The sequence below is a fragment of the Paenibacillus sabinae T27 genome, from assembly GCF_000612505.1.
Taxonomy (GTDB): domain Bacteria; phylum Bacillota; class Bacilli; order Paenibacillales; family Paenibacillaceae; genus Paenibacillus_AQ; species Paenibacillus_AQ sabinae.
Genome location: NZ_CP004078.1, coordinates 1,755,674 through 1,780,266, shown reverse-complemented (window position 1 = coordinate 1,780,266; position 24,593 = coordinate 1,755,674). Strand labels below are relative to the sequence as shown.

The following is a 24,593-nucleotide window of genomic DNA, read 5'->3' as shown; positions in this document are numbered from 1 at the left end:
TTTTGCAACTTATTGACATTGATAATTGTAGCACTGAATACGTTTTCTTGCAATACATAATCTTAAAAAAACATTCGTTCGCTCGTACTCAAAATTGGTCTAAAACCATGGACTAAAACACTATTGCGCTATTTCGATTTATTCAAATCGCCCTCGTCCTCTTTTTTCTGCGCCAAACGCTGCAAATGGACCGTCAAATAACTGACTTCCGCCGGATATACGGACAAGTGCACCCGCTGCTCGATCACCTTGGTCAGCTTCCAAGCGAGCGCATACATTTCCGGGTACTCGCGTTTCATCAAACCGTCAAGCGAGGTCGTTTCCCTGACTGCCTCCCCGCGGCGCAGCCGTTCCAGCACGAACCTCATGTGGGTAACCAGTCTGGAGTAATCCAGCGAATCCCGGGGAACGCGATATTCGAGACTGTCCTCGACTATGCTTACCAAGTCTCCGATCAGCTTCGAATGCTGCTTGAGCTCCGAAATATGTCTGTTACTTAGTGCGCTGTGAATGTGCAGAGCTACAAAGCCCACCTCGTCGGCCGGCATCGTTACGTTCATGGCCTTGTTAATTTTGTCGATGGCGTATTCGGCCATGGCATATTCCTCGGGGTAAATCTCTTTGGTCTCGTACAAAAAAGGATTATGAAAGGCGACATCCTGCTCATACCGCCGTATTGCGAAGGACAAGTGATCGGTCAGCGCGATATGGATATGCTCGTTGACTGGCTTATTGCTGTGCTGAACAATATACAGCACGATTTCCTGAATCGCTTCGATCAGTTTCTCTTCAACCTGTGGCACAAGCTGTTTATATTGTTCCTGCTCCTGCTGGTTACGGAGAATGAACATCTTCTCTACGGCGGACAGGTTGATCTGATCGCGGCTTTTGCGGTTGAAACCGATTCCTTTTCCAATCACGACAACTTCCGCATATTGGGGATGATCTGCAATAATAACATTGTTATTCAACACCTTGGCCACAGTTATGCTGCTCACGTGTACACCTCTTTTATTTCTGAATACCCTATCATTTGGCAGCAGCTTAAATGGAAGCGGCACGGTTAAATTATACTTTGGCACGCTCTCAACATCAAGAAATCTGTAAAAAAGAGAGCCGATTTTTCAAGCAATTGTGTCCAGAAATGTTCCCCCGCCGGAGCGGGGGGAAAGGACCTTGCTTGCGAAACGGCTCTGAACATAACATGGACCGGATAATTATTTATTCGGCAAGGGAAGTTTGAACCGGAACGGCTGCCGGAGACTCCTGCTTGCCGGGCGCTCCAGTCTTTGTCAGACTTTTGATCAATTGTTCCAGATCAATGCCCGAGACGCTCTTCAGCATTTCCGGCGCGGTTGCCATCAGTCCGGTCACATAATTGCTCACCCGGGCGGCTCCCTCACCGCTGCCTGTATCGACTACAGTCAGCTTATCGATAGACGATAGCGGATCGGCGATTCGGCCTGCCAGCTCGGGCAGCATTTTCACGATGATGTCCAGCACCGCAGCCTCACCGAATTTCTGGAAAGCCTCGGCAAGTTTCTCTTTCGCTTCCGCTTCGGCCAGGCCGCGCAGCCGGATGACTTCAGCATCCGCGGTACCCTTGGCGCGCTCGGCGTCGGCGACGGCCTGCCCTTCGAGACGTTTCTGCTCGGCTGTCGCTCTGGCCTGCGTCTCGATGCTGTACTGCATCGCGTCGGCCTCTCTCATCTTCCGCGCTTTCTCCGCTTCTGCAGCCTGTTCCACCGCGTAGCGGTCCGCTTCGGCCTTCTTCTTGACTTCCGCATCATACTGCTTCTCGCGGATTTGGATTTCCTTCTCCTGAAGGTCGATCTCCCGCATCTTGCGGACAAGCTCTACTTTCATCTGCTCCTCCACTGCGGTCTGCTTGGCGCGGGCCTCCTGGATATGGTAGGCCTGGTCGGCGTCCGCTTTGGCCGTATCCTGATCCCGCTTAAACGCGGCGATCTGCAGCTGATTGTCGCGGGATGCCTCCGCGATATTCGTATCGCGCAGCAGTTCGGCCTTCTGGCCCTGCTCCTCCGCGTTGGCCTTCTGGATTCTTGCGTCGCGCAGCGCCTCCGCTTCGGCGACTTCCGCATCCCGCTTGACGGCAGCAATCCGCGGCTTGCCGAGCGCTTCCAGATATCCGTGCTTGTCGCGCACATCTTTAATGGTGAAAGAAACGATCTGCAGCCCCATTTTCTTAAGGTCCCGCGCGGCCACTCCCTGCACCTCCTGGGCAAACCGGTCGCGGTTGCGGTACACTTCCTCTACCGTCATCGTCCCCAGAATGGCCCGCAGATGCCCTTCCAGCACCTCCTGGGCCTCAGCCTTGAGCGATTCGATCGGCTTGCCCATGAACTGTTCAGCCGCCGTTGCGACATCCTCTACCGCACTGCCCACCTTGATAATGGCCACACCGTCCGCGATTACGGGGACACCCTGCTCGGTATACACTTCCGGAGTGGTGACATCAAGCTTGTGGGACAACAGCGACATGAATTCCGCCTTTTGAAACACAGGCAAAATAAATGCGCCGCCGCCGCGCACGATCTTGATTTTCCTTCCTGAGCCATCATCGGAAATATGGTTGTTGCCCAGAAAAGAGCCGGTTACGATCATTGCTTTATCGGGACCAACCGTCTTGTAACGAGCCCAAAAAGCCAGGCCAAGAACAATCAAAACGGCGATAACGACTGCGGGTATCAACAGAAAATCAGGTACACCAAACATTATGAATCCTCTCCTCTTCTCATGGGTTAATCCAGTTCGGACACGAGCGCCACGCCTTCGATCACTTCAACCACGACCACTTTTGTCCCGGCGGGCAGTGTCCGGCGGTCAAAGCTTGCGGCGGTATGCAGCGTATTGGCAGGGCCAAATTTCACCATCACTTCGCCGTAGCCTTGCGCGGGAACGGGAACGGTGATTTCGCCGATTTTGCCGGGAAGCTCCCGCATGGAGAAGCCGGTCGATACTTCGCTCTTACTCGCTGGCCTCACAAATCCGAGATACAGCAGCAAGCTCATAAAAACGGATATCAGCAAAGACAGGACGAGGACAGCCTCGTTCGCCAGCCCGCTGTATCTCGTGAGCAGAATCCCGGCTCCCCCAAACACGGTCACTCCCCCGGCCAGAACCGTCGGACTTAAGGCGTCAAAGGACAGAAAATCAAGCATTCCTCCGAGCGCATGCCCGATCAAATCCCCGGCCAGCAAGCTGATCAGGGCAAATAACACCCCCAGAAACAAGCAGCCTATGTATAATGTTTGCATTGTTTCTCCTCCGATCTTGTTCCCGACTCCATATCTTATTAACGCATAAAGGTTGTGTAAGGTTTCACAAATTATGGATTAATACCTAAAGTATTGATGTTGTGGCAGGACATGCTTAAGGAGCGCAAAAAACCGGAAGCAGCTGCTTCCGGTAAAAGACTGGCATTCGATCAGCTATTTCGAAAAAAGATTCAGGTTCCTCTGAAAGAGAGCTTATAAGGCCAATTTGTAAATCTCAACCACATCTTCCCGCTGTAGCTTGCGGAAATTTCCGAACGAACCGAAACGGACAGCCTTGTCTGCCATAGCGCCAATATGGCTTCCGTCAATTTCGTAATCCGCCAGGCGGGCAGGAGCGCCAATGGAATTCCAGAAGCGGCTCAGCGCCTCGATGCCTTCCAGGCCGGCTTCGCGGTCGGTTTTGCCGGAATGATCTACGCCGAACACGTTTACCGCAAGCTGGCGGAACCGCTCAGGGCCGGCGTCCAGGTTATACTTCATCCACTGCGGGAACAGAATCGCCAGGCCGCCGCCATGTGGGATATCGTACACAGCCGAGACGGCATGCTCAATATTATGCGTAGCCCAGTCACCGGCAAAGCCCATGCTCACCATACCGTTCAGAGCCATTGTGCCGCAATACAGAATCGTCTCGCGCAGTTCATAATTCTCAAGATCGTTTACCAGTTTAGAGCCGGCATCCATCATGGTCCGCAGCAGCGCTTCACAGAAGCCGTCCTGAACGGGCGTGTTGCCATCCGTGTGGAAATAATGCTCCAGGACATGAACCATCATATCCACAACACCGTACACGGTCTGGTCACGCGGCAGGGAGAAGGTCATTTCAGGATCGAGAATAGAGAATGCCGGGTAAGCGTAAGGGCTGCTCCAGCCTATTTTTTCCATCGTCGTTTCGTTTGTGATTACCGAGTTGCTATTCATCTCCGAGCCCGTTGCAGCCATCGTCAGGACGGTACCGAGCGGCAGCGCATCCTGCGGAGCCGCCTTGCGCTCTACGAAGTCCCACATATCGCCTTCGTATTTCGCGCCCACGGCAATCGCCTTGCCGCAGTCCAGCACGCTTCCGCCGCCGACGGCGATAATCAGTTCAATGCCATTGCTGCGGCACAGATCGACGCCTTTATGTACGGTGGACAAGCGGGGATTCGGCTCGACTCCGGCCAGCTCGGTAACATTCGCGCCAATGGTTTGAAGCTGCGAGATGACTTTGTCATATAAGCCATTGCGTTTAATGCTGCCTCCGCCATAGAGAAGGAGCACATTTTTTCCGTATTTAGGAACTTCGGAAGATAATGCTTCCACTGTACCTTTGCCAAAAATAAGCTTCGTCGGGTTGTAAAATTGGAAATTGCGCATAGGTAGACCTCCGCATTTTAGAATTGGTCCTGCATTTTCTATTATATTCCTGTAATTTTTGCCGTTCAAACCGGCGAAAGTCCACATTCCCGGTCAGAGCAAAAAACCGGCTTCTCTGCTAAGAGAAACCGGCCATGCCGTTACTGTCTGATCTATTCCACCGCACCGAAGTTCTTAACGAAACGCCGGAAGGCTTCACGGCCTTCGGACGTGCGTTTGTAAACCCCGGCATGCTCCAGAATTTGCGCGAACTTGAGGCCAACTTCATTCCGGACCGTCCGCACGGCATCCTCGTGATCCATTGCCGTTCCAAATCGTTCGGTGAGTTCCGCGATCCAATCCGCATGCTGGGCCAGAGGGTGGTCCGCAACGCTTCGAACCGCTTCCAGCTCCGCCGAGTTCCCAGCCAGAATGTCTGCGATGTCGTCCAGCTCCTGCTTGAGCCTTCCCGGCAAAATCGCCAGTCCCATGACCTCGATCAGGCCGATGTTCTCCTTCTTGATATGGTGCATCTCCCGGTGCGGATGGAAAATGCCCTCGGGATGCTCCTCGCTGGTCCGGTTGTTGCGCAGCACGAGATCCAGCTCGTACCCGCCCCCTTCGCTGCGCCGGACAATCGGCGTGACCGTGTTATGAGGTTGCCGCTCGCCCTCTAATTCGGTGAACGCCAGAATATCGGCCGCAGAGTCGCTGTAGCTTTTCCATGCTTCGTAAAGGTCGTTGGCGCATTCCAGCAGGATGTCCGGCTCATCACCCTGAAGGCGGATGACAGACATCGGCCAATTGACAAGCCCCAGACTGACTCCCGGATACTTCGGATGGTTGAAGGTCTCTTCGATCGGCGCTTTTTGAAGCGCAAAGGTATGGCGGCCGCCCTGAAAGTGGTCATGCGTCAATATGGAGCCGCCCACAATCGGAAGATCCGCATTTGAGCCGATAAAATAGTGCGGGAACTCGCTTACAAATCCGAGCAGCCGCTTCAGCGTATCCTTCGTCAGCTTCATTGGAACATGATCGTGATGGAACACGATGCAGTGCTCGTTGTAATACACATAAGGCGAGTATTGGAAAAACCATTTCTCGTCATTGAGCGTAATTGGAATGGCGCGAAGATTCTGGCGGGCCGGATGGTTGAGCTGCCCGGCATAGCCTATATTTTCCCGGCAGAGCAGGCATTTCGGATACACCGGAGGGGGAAGCAGGCGCGCCGCCGCGATTTCCTTCGGATTTTTTTCCGGCTTGGACAGATTGATCGTCATCTCCAGATCACCGTAAGGCGAAGGCTGCAGCCAGTAGACGTTCTTCGAAATGCGGTCCATGCGGATATAGTTCGAATCAATGCTGAGCTGATAGAACCGGTCCGTCGCAGCAGCGCCGCCCCGCTCTTCACTCAGCCGGTAAAATTCCGCGTTCACTTCCGACGGGCGCGCCATGAGCAGTCCCATGATTTTGGCGTCCAGCAAATCCCGGTACGTGTCGCTGTTCTCCGGTATCAGTCCGATGCCGAAGCCGTAATCGATCAGGATATCGAGCGGACCCTGCGGGCCGCTCAATTCCGTCTCGTCGACATCACCCGTATACGGTTCAGTGAAGCGGAACTGATCCAGCAGCAGATTGCGGCTGTAGTCAGTGTCGGCGGGCTCGATCAGGCGCCGTCTTACGGCGAACAGCACCAGCTGCTCAATGGCATACAGTGCCCGATCGGCCGCGGAAGCTGCAGTATTACCGCTAACCATAACGTTCGACTCCTTCATTGCGGATACCGTATCAAGGGAGTTCATCAGGCTTCTCCGTACCCTGACGGATGTGACGAATGCCAGTTCCAGGCGCTGCGGATAATCTCCTTCAGGTTGGCGCGCGAAGGATTCCAGCCCAGCACGCTGCGGGCCTTGTCCGAAGAGGCCACAAGCACGGCGGGGTCGCCCGCGCGGCGTTCCTGGATGACTACCGGGATGTCGAGACCGGTCACTTCCTTGGCCGTTTCGATCACTTCCTTGACGGAGAAGCCGAGGCCGTTGCCAAGATTGAAGAAATTGCTTCCGCTTCCGCTGCGCAGATAGGTTACAGCCCGGACATGGGCGTCGGCCAGATCGCTGACATGGATGTAGTCACGGATGCAGGTGCCGTCTTCGGTCGGGTAGTCGTCGCCGAATACGGCGATGCTTTCGCGCTGCTTCAGCGCGGTCTGAAGAACGAGCGGAATCAGATGGCTTTCCGGACGGTGATCCTCGCCGATTGTTCCGCTAGCATGGGCCCCGGCGGCATTGAAGTAGCGCAGCGCCACGTACTTGATTCCAAGTACCTTGTCGAACCAAGACATCATCCGCTCCATCGTCAGCTTCGTTTCCCCGTAGACGTTGGAAGGCTCGGTACGGTCGGTCTCTTCAATCGGCACCTTCTCAGGCTCACCGTAGGTAGCGGCGGTGGAGGAAAATACGATTTTGTCCACTCTCGCCTTCTGCATGCCTTCCAGCAGGCACTGTGTGCCGTATACGTTGTTGTCGTAATATTTTACCGGATCCTTCATGCTCTCTCCAACGAGCGAGCTTGCGGCAAAGTGAATGACCGCTTCAATGTCGTTCTCGGCAAACAGCTTTGCCAGCAGCTCCTTGTCCCTTAAATCGCCGACATACAGCTTGCCTCCCAGCAGGGACTCCCGGTGCCCTGTCACCAGACTGTCGAGCACCACCACCTCTTCGCCGCGATCCAGCAGCTCCGCCACCGTATGAGAACCAATATACCCTGCTCCACCTGTTACCAAAATAGCCATCTTCCTTCACTCCTCCCGATTATTTAACACCGTTTCCGATGCCGCATACGTAATATTTTGGCCCTTAAGGGACCATTCTTTATGCAGCTCCAAGTATCCGCAAACCCATAGCATCCACCCTTTTGCCGCATCTCCTTCTAGACTGAATATTCAGCACCTTTATGCTTATAGTATAATTAAAGGAGACTATTGCCGTAATGCAATCATGTGTGTAAAGTATGGATAAATGTGACTTTACCCGAGTATAGAAAGAAAGGGATCCGTGGATGGAACAATCCTACTCCGTCGCTTCCAACCCCGTATATTACGAAGAGCAGAACCTTCATGTCCTGTTCGCGGGCGAAAGCCAGACACCCCCGACGCACCAGGTCGGACCAAAAATCTACGATTATTTTCTGCTGCACTGCATTGAAACCGGGACTGGCATGTTCCGCACAGAGCAGCGGACTTATAAGCTTGGACCCGGGGATTGCTTTCTCATCCATCCCGGCCAGCTGGTCAGTTACGTATCCGACCCCGAGAATCCGTGGAAATACCGCTGGGCGGCCTTTTCCGGCAAGGAGGCGGACAGGACTGTCCGGGAAGCCGGCTTCTCTCCCGAGCAGCCGGTCGCAGCCTGCGGAGGCGAAAGCGGCATTCCGGGCGCGCTCGCCGGCATCATGGAAACGTTCTTCGAAGGCAGGGAGAGCGGTCATTTAACCTCACTTGGACTGCTCTACCTCACACTGGGTGAGGCGGCCGGAAAGCTGAAGGCCGAGTCCGGCCCTCAGGGAAAGGACTCACAGGTGAAGCGGACCGTCAAGCAGATGATCCATTACATGTCCTCGCAGTACGCCCACCCTGTCTCCATTGAGCAAATGTGCGCGAGTCTCGGCTACAATCGAGCTTATCTGTCGCGCATTTTCAAAGAGGAGACGGGCCTGTCCCCCGTTACCTACCTACTCAAGCTGCGGATCGACAAGTCACGCCAGCTGCTGCGCGAACGGCCGGAGCTGTCGGTCGAGCAGGTGGCCGCTTCAGTCGGCCTGACCGACGCCCTGTATTTCTCGCGCCAGTTCAAGCGCTTCTGCGGGCTGTCGCCGACGGTTTACCGCGCCGTCACGGCCCGTCAGCAGGACCGCTAACAAGCAGCCTCCAAGTTACCCGTCGTTCTCCGCCCCCAGAATCACTTCGATCCGTTCCAGCTCCTCCTGCGAGAACTCCAGATTGGACAAAGCGGCGACGTTGTCTTCGATTTGGCTGACCCGGCTCGCGCCAATCAGCGCGGAAGTGACTCTGCCGCTGCGAAGCACCCAGGCCAGCGCAAACTGCGCCAGGCTCTGGCCGCGCGCCGCAGCCATCTGATTCAGCAGCCGCACCTTTCGCAGCGTGTCCGGCGTGATCTGGCTCTCGCTAAGCGCAGTCGAAGGCTTGGCCGCCCGGGAATCGCCGGGAATGCCGTTCAGGTATTTATTCGTCAGCATTCCCTGCGCCAGCGGCGTAAAGGCGATGCTGCCGACGCCGTGATGTTCCAGCACATCCCGCAGCCCGTTCTCGATCCAGCGGTCCAGCAAGGAATATCTGGGCTGGTGGATCAGCAGCGGAGTGCCAAGCTCCCGCAGGATGGCGATGGCGGCTTCCGTCTGCTCCGCGGAATAATTGGATAACCCTACATACAAGGCCTTGCCGGAGCGGACGGCCTGATCCAGCGCGCCCATCGTCTCTTCCAGCGGCGTCTCCGGATCGGGACGGTGGGAATAAAAAATATCTACATAATCCAGTCCGAGCCGCTTCAGGCTCTGGTCCAGGCTCGACAGCACATATTTGCGCGAGCCCCATTCTCCGTACGGGCCCGGCCACATATAAAAGCCGGCTTTGGTCGAGATCACCATTTCGTCACGATACGGCGCCAAATCTCTGGCGAGTACCCTTCCGAACAGCTCCTCCGCAGAACCCGGGGGAGGACCGTAGTTGTTAGCCAAATCGAAGTGGGTGATGCCCAGATCGAAGGCCCGGGTAATCATGTCCCTGCCGTTCTCGTAAGTGTCGATGCCGCCGAAGTTATGCCACAGTCCGAGCGAGATGGCCGGGAGCTTTAGTCCGGATTTACCGCAGCGGTTGTATCTCATTGCCTCATAGCGCTCGTCGCTTGCCACATATACCATGCGTATCCCCCTGCCTCTTTGGTCTAGTGTCTACCTTGTTCTTATTAAACTGCCGCGGGCCGTCAGAATCGCGAGTGGCCGCCAAAGCCTAAGAGAACGGTCAGGACAACAGCCCCCCTATGCGTTCCATCGCCTGGCCGATCCGATCCTTAATAATCAGATCCGCCCTCGAATCGTAGGGCGTCGACTCGCCGTTAAGCAGCACCGTATGCTTGCCACGGAAAAATTGGATCAGACTCGCGGCAGGCTGAACGGTCAGCGAGGTTCCGCCGATGAGAAGCAGATCGGCGCTTGCAATCGCCTGGACGGAATCATTCAGCACCTGATCGTCCAGCTGTTCCTCATACAGCACAACATCCGGCTTGATGATGCCGCCGCAGGCCGGGCAGCGGGGAACGGTTTCGGCGCTGCTTGTAATGGCGTCCAGTCCATAGTAACGGGAGCAATTCATACAGTGATTGCGGTGCACGGACCCGTGAAGCTCCAGCACGCTGCGGCTGCCCGCCTTCTGGTGAAGCCCGTCGATATTCTGCGTCACGACAGCGCTCAGCCGCCCTTCGCTTTCCAGCCGGGCCAGCAGACGGTGGGCGCCGTTCGGCTCCGCACCCGGATGGAGCATCTTCGTGCGATAAAAGTCAAAAAAGACATCCGGCTTGGAGATGAAAAAGCTGTGGCTGAGCATTTGCTCGGGCGGATACGGTGAATGCTTCTCCGTCAGGTACAGTCCCGCAGCGGAACGGAAATCGGGAATCCCGCTTTCCGTGGACGTTCCCGCCCCGCCGAAGAAGACGATGCTGCGGCTTTCCCGTATCCACGAAGCCAAAGTCTCCAAATCTTCCATAGCTAGCATCTTCCCTTCTTTCAAATTTTATAGAGCTATATAGAGACGGACAACCGGGTAAAATCCCGCACGACGATATCCGCATCCGTCAAATGCTCCGCCGTCTCCGCGCCTGGCCATATACCGATGGTCAACCGAAGTCCGGCTCCCCTGCCCATCTGCATGTCGGCGTTGCTGTCACCGATGACAACCGTCTCTTCGGGCAGAACGCCAAGCTCCCGGCAGGCGGTTTCCGCCATTTCCGGAGCAGGCTTGCCCTTGCTTACTCTGTCTCTCGTTACAACCGAGCCGAAGTACCCGGCAATTCCGAGCCACTCCAGATGCTCGGCAGTCATCTTCGACTCATCCGATGTAACGACACCCATCTTCAGCGAAGCCGCTTCGCACTGCCTTAAAAAGGGAAGCAGCCCAGGCAGAGGCCTTGCGGAGCGTCGCTCCCGGAGCACGTTCATCGCATCCTTGGCAATGCCCATCACCCGGGTTACCGCATCGTTCCAGGGAACACCTGCGGCATAGAGCTGCCAGGCCAGAATGCCGTAGGTCTGCTCCACCGTCGCCATCGGCAGCGGCCCGCCGGGATCGTAGCCGGTGATCCGGCCTTCGGCGTTCTGGACGGTGCCGAGCACCAGGTTCTTGCCGCCGGAAAAGCCGGACCCGGCCAGGGCCAAATGGGTCTCCATCGCGAGAAGCACCGATTCTGCCCATGTCCCCCACATTTCCATCAGATCCAGCAGTGTGCCGTCTTTGTCGAACAGGATGGCTTTGCAGGGCACGGAAATGCCGTTTGCATGCAGTAGAGGCACTTTCGTATCTCCCTTCGTCCTTATGTACTGCGGCCTTCGCATCCCGGAGGGCCGCAGCCGGTGCCTAGCGGACACATCCGGGATCAGCGTAAATTGCTCATCCAATCAAGCAGCGCACGAACGGTCTCTTTCTGCTGGGCATTCTCGGTTATCGTTGCCTCTCCGTCTCCTTTTTGGGGGCCGTAGCTGCCGAACTGGGCGTGGTTACCGCCTTCCAGCGAATAGTACACGGTGCTGTCCGGCAGGTAGGCTCTGCCCTCGCGGTACTTTTTCGGATCGACCACCTTGTCTTCCGTACCCAGCACCGACAGGACAGCCAGCGTTGTCGACTTCAGGCTCCCTTTCTCATCCGGATAGGAAGCAAGGAAGAACACACCTGCCAGCTCGTCGGGATGACTTGCGGCATACCGCGCCGCTATCACGCCTCCCAGCGAATGCCCGCCCAGCACAAAGGACAGGCCCGGATGCACGCGAATGATCTCCTCCGCCGCATCGCTGCGGGTCATCGCGAGATTAAGCGGCATGCGGGCGATGTAGACCGGATGCCCGGCTGCAGCCAATCCTCTGGCTAGCGGCGCATACGCTTCGGCTTTTACGAGACCCCCCGGATAAAAAATGACGCCTGCACCGCTTGCCGCCAAAGGCTCGAGGGAAATCCAGTTATCATTCATCTCGATGGTGATTCCCTTGCCGGAGACCAGGGCTGTTTCGGCCTGGCCTGTCAAGGCGTAAGGCTTCAAATAAACCCAGAGAGCCAGCGCTACAGCCGCGATGAACGCCAGCACCAACAATGCGAAACCGCGCTTCGTACGAGTCTCAGTCAATTTGTCCACTCCCGGATTTACCGCATGCGTCGCTTGTACTTAAGGAAAATTATAGAGGAATCGCTACAAGCAAACAACCTTCTACAATTTGCCACAATCGGACAGCCCATCAGCTTTGCTATAATGAATAAAGTTTGTGATAAACTTAACATCGTCCGGTAGAAAAAAGCGGTCCTTTATGATAGACTCTACTAATAAATGAGCAAAGCCTGACCTTACCTTCAGGCGGTTTGCAGCCTTTATATTTTTATAGAAACGGCGTCGACCACCCTCTTGAATAGAGCTGGACCCTGTTCTTTCTATAAACCGCGGGCTCGCGGCTCCTCGGAGAGCAGCGCGTTAACGCGGCAAAATACGGAATCACAATTGATTAATAAGGGGGAAATTGTTTAATATGGCAGCCAAGAAAATGCGTTCAGACATGATCAAGAAGGGCTTTGACCGGGCCCCGCACCGCAGTCTGCTGCGGGCCGCAGGCGTTAAGGAAGAGGATTTCGGCAAACCGTTCATCGCGGTCTGCAATTCGTATATCGATATCGTGCCGGGTCATGTGCATCTTCAGGAATTCGGCAAAATCGTCAAGGAAGCGATCCGCGAAGCGGGCGGCGTTCCTTTTGAATTCAATACAATCGGCGTTGACGACGGCATCGCCATGGGACATATCGGCATGCGCTACTCGCTGCCCAGCCGCGAGATTATCGCCGACTCCCTGGAAACGGTCGTATCCGCGCACTGGTTCGACGGCATGGTCTGCATCCCGAACTGCGACAAGATTACGCCGGGCATGATGATGGGCGCGCTGCGCGTCAACATCCCGACCATCTTCGTCAGCGGCGGACCGATGAAGGCCGGCGTGGACAGCAAGGGCCGCAAACTGTCGCTGACCTCCGTCTTTGAAGGCGTCGGCGCGTACCAGGTCGGCAAGATCAACGACGCAGAGCTGACAGAACTGGAACAATATGGCTGTCCGACCTGTGGTTCCTGTTCGGGCATGTTCACCGCCAACTCGATGAACTGTCTGGCGGAAGCTCTGGGCCTCGCCCTGCCGGGCAACGGCACGATTCTGGCCGTAGCGGAAGAGCGCAAGGAATTTGTACGGAAGTCCGCCAAACAGCTCATGGAGCTGATCAAGCTGGACCTGAAGCCCCGCGATATCGTGACCAAAGAGTCGATCGACAACGCCTTTGCCCTGGACATGGCGATGGGCGGCTCCACCAACACGGTGCTGCACACCCTTGCGCTCGCACAGGAAGCCGACATCGAATACCCGCTTGAGCGGATCAACGAAGTCGCCAACCGCACACCGTATCTGTCCAAGCTGGCTCCCGCTTCGGACATCTTCATCGAGGACGTGGACCGGGCAGGCGGCGTCAGCGCCGTGCTGAACGAGCTGCTGAAGAAGCCGGGCACGCTGTTCGGCGATTGCATGACCGTTTCCGGAAAGACACTTGCAGAGAATGTTACCGGACATGAAATTCAGGATACGAGCGTTATCCATACACTGGACAACCCGTACTCTGCGGTCGGCGGATTGTCCGTGCTGTACGGCAACCTGGCGCCGGAAGGCTCCATCATCAAAGTCGGAGCGGTGGACCCGTCCGTGGGCGGCTACCATAAAGGCCCGGCTATCTGCTTTGATTCCCAGGAAGAAGCGCTGCAAGGCATCGCGGGCGGCAAGGTTAAAGAAGGCCATGTCGTCGTAATCCGCTACGAAGGTCCGAAAGGCGGACCGGGTATGCCGGAAATGCTCGCCCCGACCTCGCAGATCGTTGGCATGGGCCTTGGCGCCAAAGTCGGCCTGATCACCGACGGCCGCTTCTCGGGCGCTTCCCGCGGCATCAGCATCGGCCATATCTCGCCGGAGGCGGCGGAAGGCGGACCGATTGCCTTCGTTCGCGACGGCGATATCATCGAGCTGGATCTGAACAACCGCAAGATCGAGCTGCATGTCAGCGAAGAGGAGCTGGCGGACCGCCGCAAAGACTGGGTGGAGTTCGAGCCCAAAGTGAAGACGGGCTACCTGGCCCGCTACTCCAAGCTTGTTACGAACGCCAGCAAGGGCGGCGTACTCAAAATTTAATTTTCCCGCAGGCCAGCGGAACAGATTGTGATACTGGCTGCGGCCATTCAACAAACAAGCCCGGAAGGCATCGTCTAATCGACGAAAGCCTTCCGGGCTGTTTTTTTGAGGCGAATCCTCATTTATGCAGTTTCCGCTCAGCGTTCCTGCCTTAAACCTCGCCCGTTTCGATTACATCCTGATACCAGTAATAGCTGTCTTTCGGCGTACGGACAAGCGTATCGTAATCCACATGGATCAGTCCGAACCGCATGCTGTATCCGAAAGCCCACTCGAAATTGTCGAGCAGCGACCAGGCAAAATATCCTTTGACCGGAATACCGCTGCCGATGCTGCGGTGAAGCTGGAGCAGATGCTGGTACAGATAATCAATCCGCTTCTGATCCGCCACGATTCCCCTGTCCGGTCCGTCGTTGTAGCAGGCCCCATTCTCCGTAATGTAGATCGGAATATCGCCGTAACGGCCGCCTATATAGCTCAGCGCTTTGTAAAAGCCCTCCGGGTAAATCGGCCAGCCGATATCCGTCCGGGCATACCCCATGTCCACCGGTTCGCATGCCATAAGACCCGCTTGCTCGCCGTATTTTGCCACGGAGCCGGAATAGTAATTGATGCCAAGAAAATCGATCTTCTCACGGATAAGCTCCAGATCGCCTTCCAGTGCGGGAACCACCGCTCCCTTCTCCCGGAACCATTTGACCAGAAAGGACGGATACTCGCCCTTGAATACCGGGTCCATAAACCATTCTATGAACCAGCCGTTCTCCCGTTTGCAGGCATCTGTATCCTTTTTCCGGCTGCTGTATGGCTCCATCCACGTTACATTGGGGGCAAAGCCGATTTCTCCGGGGATTTCCAATTCCCGAAAGGTTCGAACGGCCATTCCGTGTGCCAGCAGCAAATGATGGGAAACGGTTACGGCGAGCTGCAAATCCATGTTGCCGGGCGCATGCACTCCAAGGTAATTGGACAGAAACGACACACACCAAGGTTCGTTAATCGTTATCCATGTCTTGATTCTGCCTCCCAGAGCGCGGAACAGCGTCTTCGCATATTCGGCAAATGCATCGACAGTCGCCCGGTTCTCCCATCCTCCCGCATCCTGCAGCGTTTGGGGCAGGTCCCAGTGGTACAGCGTGCATACGGGCTCGATCCCGTTCTCTAGCAGTGCGTCAACCAAAGCATCATAGTAAGCAAGCCCTTCCGGGTTAAGCTCCCCCGTGCCTTCGGGAAAAATCCGCGGCCAGGCAATGGAGAACCGGTAAGCTTTAACGCCGAGCTCCTTCATAAAGGCGATATCCTCGCGGAACCGGTGATAGCTGTCGCAGGCGACGTCTCCGTTGTCCATGTTCTCAACTTTTCCGGGAATCCGGGCGAACGTGTCCCAGATGGACATCCCTCTGCCGTCTTCATCGTAAGCGCCTTCGATTTGGTACGAAGCGGTAGCCGCGCCCCAGATAAAATCCTGCGGAAACTGTACGGGTTTCATTGGCAAGAACCTCCTGTTATCGTTAGGGTGACAAAAAAATGATGACTTCCACACTTCTATATTACCTTTTTGAAGCGTCAATGAGAAAGGAGCTCATTTTGTTTTTTTTGAAACGGGTACGAAAGTCCTTCGTACAAAACAAGTAACACAAAGGGGCAGTCGCGCCAGCTATTGCCATAATAAAAAGCCCTTTCCGTCGGACGCCGCCAAATCCCGCCAAAGGGTTCTGACTGAGCGTCTTCCAGAAAGGGATCTCTATATGCGGATAATTGCCTAATCAATGAGCGTGCGCGCCGGGAAGCTCAGCTTCGGCCATATCTTCTTCATGCTCCGGACCAGCGGCCTGCCGTCTGTGGAGCTTGGCTCCGGTGCATTTTTGCCCATAGGAATCAAGCAGCTGAGATACCGGCATCACGATGATCTTGGGAACCAGCGCCTCGCTTCGTTCCTTCAGCCGCGCCCCGCCTGCAGGATGAATGACGCTAAGAAGAATGCTGAGATAAAATTTCGTAAGGCTTGCAAAGAGCCCTTTCGGCATATCCTTGACGGTAAAGCCGAACTTCTCCGGCCCCCGGTTGATCATACTGATGCCGTACAGCGCCTTCGCTTCGGACAGGGCATCGTCTCCGGCGATGATTTCCGCAAGATACGGCATATCCTTATCCATCCGGCGAATCATCCGGATCGCGAGCTGGGCCGCCGAACGAGACTGCATCCCGAGCTCGAACAGCTGGTGATTGTCGATATGAAGCTCAATGACCTGGTCGCCCTTGCTCAGCGTCGTTCCGTCATCAAGTGAAACCGAATGGCCTTGATAAGCGCGCAGACGGTAATGGAGGAACGGAAGCGCCGGTGATACCGTCCGCAGACGGAACAGGAAGTGAAAGCACCGTTCCCAAAGAAGCCACAGACCGACAAGCAGACGCTTGCTGAAGGACATCCGGGCCAGCGAGGATTTCTCGGCCGCCTTGATCATCTCGTCAACCCGGATGCTGTTAAGCCCCCTGACCTTGGCTTCTTCCAGCGTGCGTTCCAGCGCAGCCAGCATTTGCTCCGGCGCCTCGGGATCGGCCCCCAGCGTCAAGCCGCAGTCATGCAGCAGCATTACTTCACCGGGATTCAAACGGGCCAGCATTTTTTCCGTCAGTCGATCCACGCCAAGATTCGTGCGCCAATCCCCGAACATGGCGGACCATAGGACGATTTTGACATGACGGCGCTTCGAGAAATCGAACAGGTTGACGATCCCCCAAGGTGGACGGTAGTACGTGCTGCGCTCGCCGGTAATCCCGTAGATAATATCGTCGGTGCGCTGAATCTGCTTGCATACCGTGCCGGGGCGCATCAGCCAGTTGCTCTTGTGGACGTAATTGTGAATACCGATCAGATGCCCCTCCGCATGCATGCGGCGGATCAGCTCGGGGTACCGCTCCGCGTGGGAGCCGACGACAAAGAAGGTAGCCTTGGCGTTATACTTGTTCAGCAAATCAAGCAGCTTCGGCGTGTACTGCGGATCAGGACCGTCGTCAAAGGTAAGGGCGAAATCCTTAACTCCGATTCCTCTTCGAAAGACGCGGTAGCCAAAGATCCGGCTGATGATACCGGGAATAAAAGCATAAAATGTTGAGATATAAAACAACCAGAGCAGCAAAGTCTCCATTTTTCTTCCCCGCTTTTCTCGAGAGTTGACTTGAGAGCCGCTCTTACGTCTGTTAGCTGACAGGCGGAAAACGGCCAATAGAGGTGAATGCCGGCATAAGCGGCGACAAGGCATGAAGAAGCGGCAGCACCGATCTTGTAGAGCTTGCGCTTTCTGTGCCAGCGATGCGTGCAGACGCTTGTGAATATCCGTTTCTGGACTGAACGAGTCGCATCCTTTTAAAAACCGTTACTCCCCATTTTACCACAGCTGTCAAAGAAAAAGACGGTTTTTTGGTAAAATCGTGTACAATGGAAATCAGTTCTGTGAAAGAAATGCCATCCCAATCGCAAAGGAGTCGTTAAATCCATGCTGCCGCTTTACAAAAAATATTGGCGTACCTTTTTCGATATCGGACTGCTCGTGCTTACCGTCTATCTGGTCATGCTCGCCTTCAGCAAGCTGTACCAGTTGGCCGCTCCCGTGTTTTTGTCCTTTTTCGTATTTATGCTGATCGAACCTCTGGCGCGCTTCCTGAATCGCAGGGGGCTGCCCAAGCCGTTCGCTTCCGCTATCTCCGTGCTGCTGTTCCTGATTCTGCTGCTCGGCACGTTGTTCGGCGCCGGACTGCTGATTGCATCGCAGGCGCTGCAGCTTCAGGAAAATCTCCCCCATTATACATATGTGGTGCAGCAGCAATTTATTGAGCTGACGACCTGGCTTCAGCAAAAAATAGCGAATCTCCCGCCCGATATTACGGGCAAACTGAACAGCTATTTCAAAACGGCTACCGATCTGCTGTCGGGTTGGCTGATTGTGTTCTTTAAATATATGATCCGGCTTCTGGGCACGTTCTCCTCGTTTATGGCCAATTTCGGGGTCGCCATCATCCTCGCGTTCTTCCTGAGCATGGAGATCAAGGATTGGCGGCGGGTCGCGCATGATAAAATGCCGAAGACGTTCAAGACGGCTTACAGCTTCCTGCAGGGTAACGTCTTCAAAGCCATCGGCTCCTATTTAAAAGCGCAGCTGATCCTGATTTCCATTACATTCGTCATTGTATTGGTTGGCCTGTTCATCCTGCGGACCGGAAATGAAATCACGATGGCGATCGTCTGCGCGGTGTTCGACGTACTGCCGCTCCTTGGAGTGTCAACGATTCTGATCCCGTGGATCATTTATCTGTTCATCATCGGCAGCACGCCGCTCGCGATCGGCCTTCTCGTCCTGCTGGCTGTCGTGCTGCTCGTCCGTCAGCTGCTGGAGCCGAAGATTACCGGCAACTCCATTGGCGTCTCTTCGGCGTTCCTGATGCTGTCCTTTGTCATCCTGTCGACCTCCGCCTTCGGCGTCGCCGGGCTGATTCTCTCGCCGATTCTGCTGATTCTGATCAAGGAGCTGCTGCAGCAGGGCTATCTTAAGAAGTGGATTTCCCTGCCGCAGGAGGAATTTATCGTTTCTCCTTTCGCATACGGTGACGGAAACGGAGATGAGCCGGGCGAATCAGCCGCCGGCAGCGATGCAGAGATCAGCCGTCGGAAGGCTCCGCCAGAAGGTCCATGATCTCGCCGAACAGCCGGGTGGCGGTGTGGGGGCTCTCCGGAGCCGCGTTCTTGGCCAGCACCGCCACCGCATATTCCGGCTTCTCCGCCGGACCGAAGCCGATAAACCATTGATTGGTCCGGGGGGCTCCCCGGACCAGCGTCTCCGCCGTGCCGGACTTGCCGGCGAGCGACCAGCGCGCGCCGCTGAGGGACCGGCCCGTGCCTTCCGTCACCACCCGGCGCATCCAGGACCGCAGCAGCTTCGCGGTCCGCTCCGAGATGCGCCCTTCCGGGGCGGGCGCCAGATGCGGGGGCAGGTCCATCAGCTTCTGCCCATTGGCGAAATCGACCTCGCGCAGGATTCGCGGCGCGCGCACCTCGCCGCCGTGCAGCAGCGTGACGACCAGATTCGCCGCCTGCAGCGGCGTGACCATGGCGTCGCGCTGGCCGATGGCCGTCTGGACGCGGGCTCCCCCGTCGCCCGGGAGCAGCGTCCGAAAGACGGTCCCCCGCTGTTCGCCGGAGAGCGGCTGGAGCAGCGGCAGGCCGAGAACCTTCTCCTGCCGCCAGCCGATGTCCCGGCCGAGGCCGAGCGCCAGCGCCGCGGACTGGAGCTGGCTCGCCGTCAGCCGCTCGGCGAGCGCGGCGAACACGCTGTTGCAGGACAGGGCGAAGCCCTGCTCCAGAGTCAGCGCGCCGTGTCCGGCTTTCTTATGGCAGGACAGCCCGTATTTGCCATAGGCGCCATGACAGTGAAACGTCTCACCCGGCGAAGTCACGCCGGCTTCCAGCGCGGCGGCGGCGGTAACGATTTTGAAGATCGAGCCGGGCGCCGCCGCCTGGAGCGCGCGGTTATTCCACTCGCCTCCCTCGGGCGAGACATTGCCGGGATCATAGAACGGCAGCGATACCATCACCGCCACATCGCCGGTCCCGGCCTCCAGCACGACGACCGCTCCTTCCTTGACGCCGCTTTCGGCAGCCAGCCTCTCAATCTTGTCCTGAAGCTTCAGATCGACAGTGGTCTGAAGCTTCAGTGGATAATAGGGATTGGACGGCGTCCGCACCGTCAATCCGCTGTCCGGCAGACGCTTCCCTTCGGCGTCGACTCTCACAAAGACCTCGGTATGCCCGACCCCGCGAAGCAGCGGCTCCAGCGTCTTCTCAAGTCCCGTCGTTCCTTCCATCGTCACGCGCAGACCGGAGCCGCCATTTCCGCCGTTTCCGGTGGATGCCGCTTTACCGTCCGCCGCACGGCTCTGCTGCTTCGGCCGGGCTTCGGACAAATGGCCCAGCCACTGGCGCCCATTCAGACTGCCGCCCGGTCTGCGGGCGAACGGCAGCACCTGGACGCCGTCAATCTGAAGCCGACCGATTTCGGCGGCCTGCTCTGGCGTAAGCGCAAGCGGGCCGCCGCCGGACTTGGCGGGCCAGAGGAAGGGCTGGACCAGCTTCTCTCTTTTTTCCTGTAGCTGTTTATAGGGCACGCCCAGTACCAGGGCCAAACGGCGAAGCGCTTGAAGCGAATCCGCAGCCCCGGCGCTACTCTCTCCTCGCTTTCCTGCCTCCTGCGGGTAAAAAGCCGCCGCCCAGATCGTCTCTCCAGCCAGCGGCAGGCCATGACGGTCATACAGCCGTCCCCGGCCGGTGTCGAGCACAACCTCCCGTTCGCTCTGAATCCGGGACATTTTGGCGAGAGGATACTGCCCCCCGGGAACACGGCGCCCGCTGATGACGAATTGAATCCAGGCGAGCCGCAGTACAAGCAGAGCGAAGACGGCAGCGAGCAGAATCAGGGCGACAGAAATTCGTTTGTTTTTGTAGTGGCGTTTGCTTGGCATCGGACCGCCTCCGAAAGCGTAATTTTTCCTATTATGTCCAGCGTCCGCGATAACAATGCCCGCTATCGTCCTTGTATGTCGCTTGAATATGCAAAAAAGACCTCCGCACCGATTGATGCGAAGGTCCGCTATTAACAGAAGTCCTCTCGTTGCCGCCGATTGCTTGCGCTGCGGTCAAATTTTGAAAAGCGACAGCTTTTCCTTCAAATGGCCCGAAACGCTTTCAAGGTTGGCAGACAGCATGACCAGCTGATCACTCACACTCTGCTGCTCGCTGCTGAGCGACGCCACCTCCTCCGAGGTTGCCGACGACTGCTCCGCCACAGCGCTTACATTGCTCATCGCCTCAGACAGCACCGTCTGGGAAGCTTTTAGACTGTCGACCGCAGATGTTACAGATTGCAGGCTGGCAACGAAGCCATCCATCTGTTCCCGAACCGATAGAAAAATATCGCTCGTATTCTTGACCGAGCTCATCTGCTCCGCAAAGAGCGGCGTCACCTCTGACAGCACATCCACCGTTTCGTTCATCTCCGTCATGATCTTGTCGGTGATGTTCGCAACGAGCGCGATCGATTCCTTCGATTGATCGGCCAGCGCCCGTATTTCGCCCGCCACCACCATAAAGCCCCGGCCTGCCGCGCCTGCGCGCGCCGCTTCGATCGTTGCGTTCAGCGACAGAATGTTCGTCTGCTGGGTAATATTTTTCATCACGTCAAGCACCTTCAGGACGGACAGAGCCGTCTGCTTCAGGTTGTCCACTTTATCGACGAGCGCCTTGGTCATCTGGCCCGTGCGCCCCGTCTGCTTCAGCAGCTCTTCAAGCTGCATCATCCCTTTGCCGCTGGATTCTCCAACAATACGCGCCCTGTCATCCATTTCGCGGTTGGAGAGAATAACCGCCTCCATTTGGGCCGACAAGGCCTCGGTCAGCTCATTGCCTTTCTCTGCCTCAAGCGCGAGACTGCCGGCTCCCTCGGCAATTTCTTCGGTTGCGGACGCAATTTCCTTGGCGGATACCGCCGTCTTGCGGGAAGCTTCTCCAAGCTCGCCCGCCGTCCCCAGCACATCGCGAGCCGATTCCGTCGTCTGTGAGACCAGCTCCGTAATGCGTTCCATCATCAGATTAAAGGAAGCCGACAGCTGGCCGATCTCATCCGAGGACGTATACGGTGTGCGTACCGTCAAATTCCCCTTGGCGCCTTCGCCCATCAGATCCTTGAGACGTGCAAGCGGACGGGCGATCATGCGCACCATCCATACGCCGAGCAGCAGCGCCAGCAGGGCCGCCGCTCCAGCCGCGATATAAGTAGTAAAAAGAATCGGCTTCGCGTCCTTCACGAGCGCATCAGTCGGAACGATGCCCGTAAGCTTCCAGTCGGCTTTTGTAAGCGGGCTGAACACGGCCAGCAGGTCACGGCCCTTGGCGTCCCGGGTCTCGATGCTGCTGTTATTGGCTTTGCTGTCCTTGATAAAAGCATAGGCCGACGCTTTTCCGTCCTCCTCCTTGACCGAGGAAGCGATAACGGTTCCTCCGGGCGAAACCAGTTGGATATGTGATCCGTTCCCCAGATTTACGCATCGGAAGGCGCTTTCAAGCGCATCTTGTTTGATTTCGATCACCACGACGTACCCGGAAGTATCCCCCATATTCTGGAGCTTTCGCACAATGGCGATATTGGTGCTTTCCTTCACAACATCGCTAACCGGAAACCAGTAGAACTTCGAGCTGAAGGAGTCGCCCGCAAAGGTCGGCTTATAATTTTCCGTATTGGCGATCGCCTGCTTGTACCAATCCTTGTCCCGCATATCCTCCGAAACCAGCTTGGAATTGCCGCTTGTCATGACTTGCTGTTTAGCGTTATCCGGGATCAGCGAAAAACTGATGATATTGGAATCCGAGGTCGTCTGATTGGTCAGCTTCTCACCGATGTTATCCATCGCCACAAATTGATCATAGAACGATTTAGCGTTTTTCAGATTGTCAATCTGCCCCTGAACCTCCGGATCAAAGAACAGCTGCAAAGCGAGCGTCTCGTACTGGTTCAAAATAATATCAAGCTTCTCGGCATTTTGAATAATCGTCTGGCGGTTCGCTTCGGACACATTATCCTTGATGGTGTTCTTGGCCTTCGTATAAGACATTAATCCCAGGAACATAACCACAACGACAATGGACGATAAAAAAATCAAAAACAGCTTGACCCCGACCGACTTGGCGGGATTGACCGTTCTGAATTGCCCTGCGGATTGAGTCAGCAAGCGCTTCCAACTCAGACGTGCCGTTATGCCCGCAAACCAGCCGCCCGTCTTCTCCCTTGTCGTCAGGTTCTGGCCTGGCCGGCCTTCATCCCGCTGACCTTTCGCTAACCTTTCTTTGCGTTGAACTCGTTTTCTCTCTCTTTCAGCTTCTCCCATTCCTATTATCACCTGCCTGATGAATTTGCACTGCATGATGTAAGCGTTATCTATTATATCGGCAGACTGGGAGATTTTTCTTATACCTTTCTTTATTTTTTATGTCTGCAGACCTACTTTCTTTGTAAATTTGTAATTTTGTACAAAAAAACAGGCGGGTTCCGTCATCCGAAACCCGCCCGTTCCATACATTCCGCTTTGTTATTTCTTCTTCCGCATCATATCAAAATAAGCCACCGGCTGGTCGACCTTCATTCGGATGCGCTGCAAAGGATGGCGCGCGGCGTCCAGTACAGTGCCTTCCTCATCACGCAGCTCGCCAACAATCTGCTTGAAAGAGCTGCGGTCCGGCCCGAAGAATTCAACTTCCTGACCCGGTTTGAAATGGTTGCGCTGCTGAATCAGCGCCGTGCCCGTCTCCGCGTCATACTCCAGCACAAGGCCGGCAAAGTCAAATGGAGCGGCTTTTTCTTCCGGTTCGTAGATGTGGTCCTCATGATCCGGCGTGTCGTAGAAGAATCCCGTGTTCAGCGGACGGTTGGCCGCTTTGTTCAGTTCATCCATCCATTCCCGCTTCATCTCGTAATGCTCGGGATCAGCCATATAGGCGTCGATCGCCTTCCGGTAAGCATTGACCACGGTGGCGACGTAGTGGATGGACTTCATCCGGCCTTCGATCTTGAAGCTGTCGATGCCCGCCTCGATCAGATCGGGAATGCGCTCCAGCATGCACAGATCCTTGGCACCCATCGAAAACGGATTATCCTCCGGCTCGTGCAGCGGAAGCTGCGTTACGCCGGGAACCAGGCGCTGCGGCAGCCGTCCGGCGCTTGATTCCTCAGAAATCCGGACTCCGTCTTCACGCGTATCCTCGAACAAATCGTATTTCCACCGGCACGACTGGCAGCAGCCTCCGCGATTGGAGTCGCGGTCCGTAAAGTGGTTGGACAGCACGCAGCGGCCGGAATATGAGGAGCACATCGCTCCATGGATAAATGCCTCGATTTCTATATCGACATGCTGCTTGATCTCGGCGATTTCCTCAAGGCTCGTCTCGCGGCCCAGCACGACGCGCGGCAGTCCTTCTTCCTTCCAGAAGGATACGGCCTGCCAGTTCAATGTAGACTGCTGGGTGCTGAGGTGCACCTCAAGGCCAGGTACGGTCCGCTGGGCAATGTCCACAATCGCGGGGTCCGCGACAATAATGGCGGCGATGCCAACCTCATACAGATTGCGCAGATACTCCTCAATCCCGGCGATATCTTCGTTATGCGCGTAAATATTTGTCGCTACAAATACTTTAGCACCGTATTTCTTGGCGAATTCCACACCCTCGCGCATTTCCTCGAAGCTGAAGTTGTCCGCATTCGAGCGCAGGCCGTATTTCTGCCCGCCGATATAGACCGCATCCGCGCCATAATGCACGGCAAATTTCAATTTTTCCAGATTGCCCGCCGGAGCCAGGAGCTCCGGTTTGTCCAAACGGTAACGCTTGCCTTTGAATTGCGGCTTGGCCACAGTATTCATCCCTGTTCTCCTCTCCTT

18 protein-coding genes are annotated in these 24,593 nt (G+C 56.0%); 3 read left to right on the top strand and 15 right to left on the bottom strand.

Annotated features, from left to right (window positions below):
• Positions 1-128 precede the first annotated feature (128 nt).
• From glcT to galE, 6 genes are all read right to left on the bottom strand, one after another.
• A complete protein-coding gene (glcT, locus tag PSAB_RS08120) occupies positions 129-998 on the bottom strand; it encodes a glucose PTS transporter transcription antiterminator GlcT (protein WP_025334077.1) in 870 nt (289 codons plus the stop codon).
• Positions 999-1,221: 223 nt separating this feature from the next.
• A complete protein-coding gene (locus PSAB_RS08115; protein WP_025334076.1) occupies positions 1,222-2,736 on the bottom strand; it encodes a flotillin family protein in 1,515 nt (504 codons plus the stop codon).
• A 26-nt stretch (positions 2,737-2,762) separates the two neighbouring features.
• Entirely contained in the window at positions 2,763-3,278 is a 516-nt protein-coding gene (locus PSAB_RS08110; RefSeq protein WP_025334075.1) for an NfeD family membrane protein, read from the bottom strand.
• A 213-nt stretch (positions 3,279-3,491) separates the two neighbouring features.
• Entirely contained in the window at positions 3,492-4,655 is a 1,164-nt protein-coding gene (locus PSAB_RS08105) for an iron-containing alcohol dehydrogenase (protein ID WP_025334074.1), read from the bottom strand.
• 152 nt (positions 4,656-4,807) lie between these two features.
• On the bottom strand, positions 4,808-6,391 hold the full coding sequence (locus tag PSAB_RS08100) for a UDP-glucose--hexose-1-phosphate uridylyltransferase (RefSeq protein ID WP_025334073.1): 1,584 nt from the start codon (positions 6,389-6,391) through the stop codon (positions 4,808-4,810).
• Positions 6,392-6,435: 44 nt separating this feature from the next.
• Entirely contained in the window at positions 6,436-7,425 is a 990-nt protein-coding gene (galE, locus tag PSAB_RS08095) for a UDP-glucose 4-epimerase GalE (RefSeq protein ID WP_025334072.1), read from the bottom strand.
• A gap of 266 nt (positions 7,426-7,691) precedes the next feature.
• Between galE and PSAB_RS08090 the strand changes: the two genes are divergently transcribed.
• Positions 7,692-8,549, top strand: coding sequence for an AraC family transcriptional regulator (locus PSAB_RS08090; protein WP_025334071.1), 858 nt, complete (start codon positions 7,692-7,694; stop codon positions 8,547-8,549).
• 15 nt (positions 8,550-8,564) lie between these two features.
• Here the strand turns inward: PSAB_RS08090 and mgrA are convergent, their stop codons facing one another.
• The 4 genes from mgrA to PSAB_RS08070 all read right to left on the bottom strand — a co-directional run bounded on the left by mgrA (position 8,565) and on the right by PSAB_RS08070 (position 12,046).
• Positions 8,565-9,569, bottom strand: a complete 1,005-nt coding sequence (gene mgrA / locus PSAB_RS08085; protein ID WP_025334070.1) for an L-glyceraldehyde 3-phosphate reductase — start codon at positions 9,567-9,569, stop codon at positions 8,565-8,567.
• A gap of 100 nt (positions 9,570-9,669) precedes the next feature.
• A complete protein-coding gene (locus PSAB_RS08080) occupies positions 9,670-10,410 on the bottom strand; it encodes an NAD-dependent protein deacylase (RefSeq protein ID WP_025334069.1) in 741 nt (246 codons plus the stop codon).
• A 35-nt stretch (positions 10,411-10,445) separates the two neighbouring features.
• The gene (locus PSAB_RS08075) at positions 10,446-11,213 is read right to left on the bottom strand and encodes an HAD family hydrolase (protein WP_025334068.1); all 768 of its coding nucleotides are present in this window, start codon (positions 11,211-11,213) and stop codon (positions 10,446-10,448) included.
• Between the two features lie 83 nt (positions 11,214-11,296).
• Entirely contained in the window at positions 11,297-12,046 is a 750-nt protein-coding gene (locus tag PSAB_RS08070; RefSeq protein WP_051529745.1) for an alpha/beta fold hydrolase, read from the bottom strand.
• Between the two features lie 385 nt (positions 12,047-12,431).
• Here PSAB_RS08070 and ilvD point away from each other — a divergent pair, with 385 nt between their 5' ends.
• Entirely contained in the window at positions 12,432-14,117 is a 1,686-nt protein-coding gene (gene ilvD, locus PSAB_RS08065) for a dihydroxy-acid dehydratase (protein WP_025334066.1), read from the top strand.
• Positions 14,118-14,268: 151 nt separating this feature from the next.
• Here ilvD and PSAB_RS08060 read toward each other — a convergent pair whose 3' ends face one another.
• Both PSAB_RS08060 and PSAB_RS08055 read right to left on the bottom strand, forming a co-directional pair.
• A complete protein-coding gene (locus PSAB_RS08060; protein WP_025334065.1) occupies positions 14,269-15,606 on the bottom strand; it encodes a GH1 family beta-glucosidase in 1,338 nt (445 codons plus the stop codon).
• Between the two features lie 277 nt (positions 15,607-15,883).
• A complete protein-coding gene (locus PSAB_RS08055; RefSeq protein WP_025334064.1) occupies positions 15,884-17,266 on the bottom strand; it encodes a polysaccharide deacetylase family protein in 1,383 nt (460 codons plus the stop codon).
• A 348-nt stretch (positions 17,267-17,614) separates the two neighbouring features.
• Between PSAB_RS08055 and PSAB_RS08050 the strand changes: the two genes are divergently transcribed.
• Positions 17,615-18,808, top strand: coding sequence for an AI-2E family transporter (locus PSAB_RS08050; protein WP_025334063.1), 1,194 nt, complete (start codon positions 17,615-17,617; stop codon positions 18,806-18,808).
• On the opposite strand, the gene PSAB_RS08045 is transcribed toward PSAB_RS08050, so the two are convergent.
• The 3 genes from PSAB_RS08045 to PSAB_RS08035 form a co-directional block, all read right to left on the bottom strand.
• Positions 18,774-20,630: a peptidoglycan D,D-transpeptidase FtsI family protein gene (locus PSAB_RS08045; protein ID WP_025334062.1), complete on the bottom strand. Its 1,857-nt coding sequence runs from the start codon at positions 20,628-20,630 to the stop codon at positions 18,774-18,776. The two genes, PSAB_RS08050 and PSAB_RS08045, sit on opposite strands and share 35 nt — an antisense overlap.
• 174 nt (positions 20,631-20,804) lie before the next feature.
• Positions 20,805-23,048, bottom strand: coding sequence for a methyl-accepting chemotaxis protein (locus PSAB_RS08040; RefSeq protein ID WP_025334061.1), 2,244 nt, complete (start codon positions 23,046-23,048; stop codon positions 20,805-20,807).
• 201 nt (positions 23,049-23,249) lie between these two features.
• Positions 23,250-24,575, bottom strand: a complete 1,326-nt coding sequence (locus PSAB_RS08035) for a peptidase U32 family protein (protein ID WP_025334060.1) — start codon at positions 24,573-24,575, stop codon at positions 23,250-23,252.
• Between the last annotated feature and the right edge of the window lie 18 nt (positions 24,576-24,593).

Bases quoted from the DNA above. Each gene is read 5' to 3' on its own strand.
- mgrA (WP_025334070.1), bottom strand. From the start codon at position 9,569: ATGGTATATGTGGCAAGCGACGAGCGCTATGAGGCAATGAGATACAAC.
- PSAB_RS08105 (WP_025334074.1), bottom strand. From the start codon at position 4,655: ATGCGCAATTTCCAATTTTACAACCCGACGAAGCTTATTTTTGGCAAA.
- PSAB_RS08115 (WP_025334076.1), bottom strand. From the start codon at position 2,736: ATGTTTGGTGTACCTGATTTTCTGTTGATACCCGCAGTCGTTATCGCC.
- PSAB_RS08100 (WP_025334073.1), bottom strand. From the start codon at position 6,391: ATGGTTAGCGGTAATACTGCAGCTTCCGCGGCCGATCGGGCACTGTAT.
- PSAB_RS08080 (WP_025334069.1), bottom strand. From the start codon at position 10,410: ATGGAAGATTTGGAGACTTTGGCTTCGTGGATACGGGAAAGCCGCAGC.
- PSAB_RS08050 (WP_025334063.1), top strand. From the start codon at position 17,615: ATGCTGCCGCTTTACAAAAAATATTGGCGTACCTTTTTCGATATCGGA.
- galE (WP_025334072.1), bottom strand. From the start codon at position 7,425: ATGGCTATTTTGGTAACAGGTGGAGCAGGGTATATTGGTTCTCATACG.
- PSAB_RS08035 (WP_025334060.1), bottom strand. From the start codon at position 24,575: ATGAATACTGTGGCCAAGCCGCAATTCAAAGGCAAGCGTTACCGTTTG.
- PSAB_RS08090 (WP_025334071.1), top strand. From the start codon at position 7,692: ATGGAACAATCCTACTCCGTCGCTTCCAACCCCGTATATTACGAAGAG.
- PSAB_RS08060 (WP_025334065.1), bottom strand. From the start codon at position 15,606: ATGAAACCCGTACAGTTTCCGCAGGATTTTATCTGGGGCGCGGCTACC.
- PSAB_RS08045 (WP_025334062.1), bottom strand. From the start codon at position 20,630: ATGCCAAGCAAACGCCACTACAAAAACAAACGAATTTCTGTCGCCCTG.
- ilvD (WP_025334066.1), top strand. From the start codon at position 12,432: ATGGCAGCCAAGAAAATGCGTTCAGACATGATCAAGAAGGGCTTTGAC.
- PSAB_RS08040 (WP_025334061.1), bottom strand. From the start codon at position 23,048: ATGGGAGAAGCTGAAAGAGAGAGAAAACGAGTTCAACGCAAAGAAAGG.
- PSAB_RS08055 (WP_025334064.1), bottom strand. From the start codon at position 17,266: ATGGAGACTTTGCTGCTCTGGTTGTTTTATATCTCAACATTTTATGCT.
- PSAB_RS08110 (WP_025334075.1), bottom strand. From the start codon at position 3,278: ATGCAAACATTATACATAGGCTGCTTGTTTCTGGGGGTGTTATTTGCC.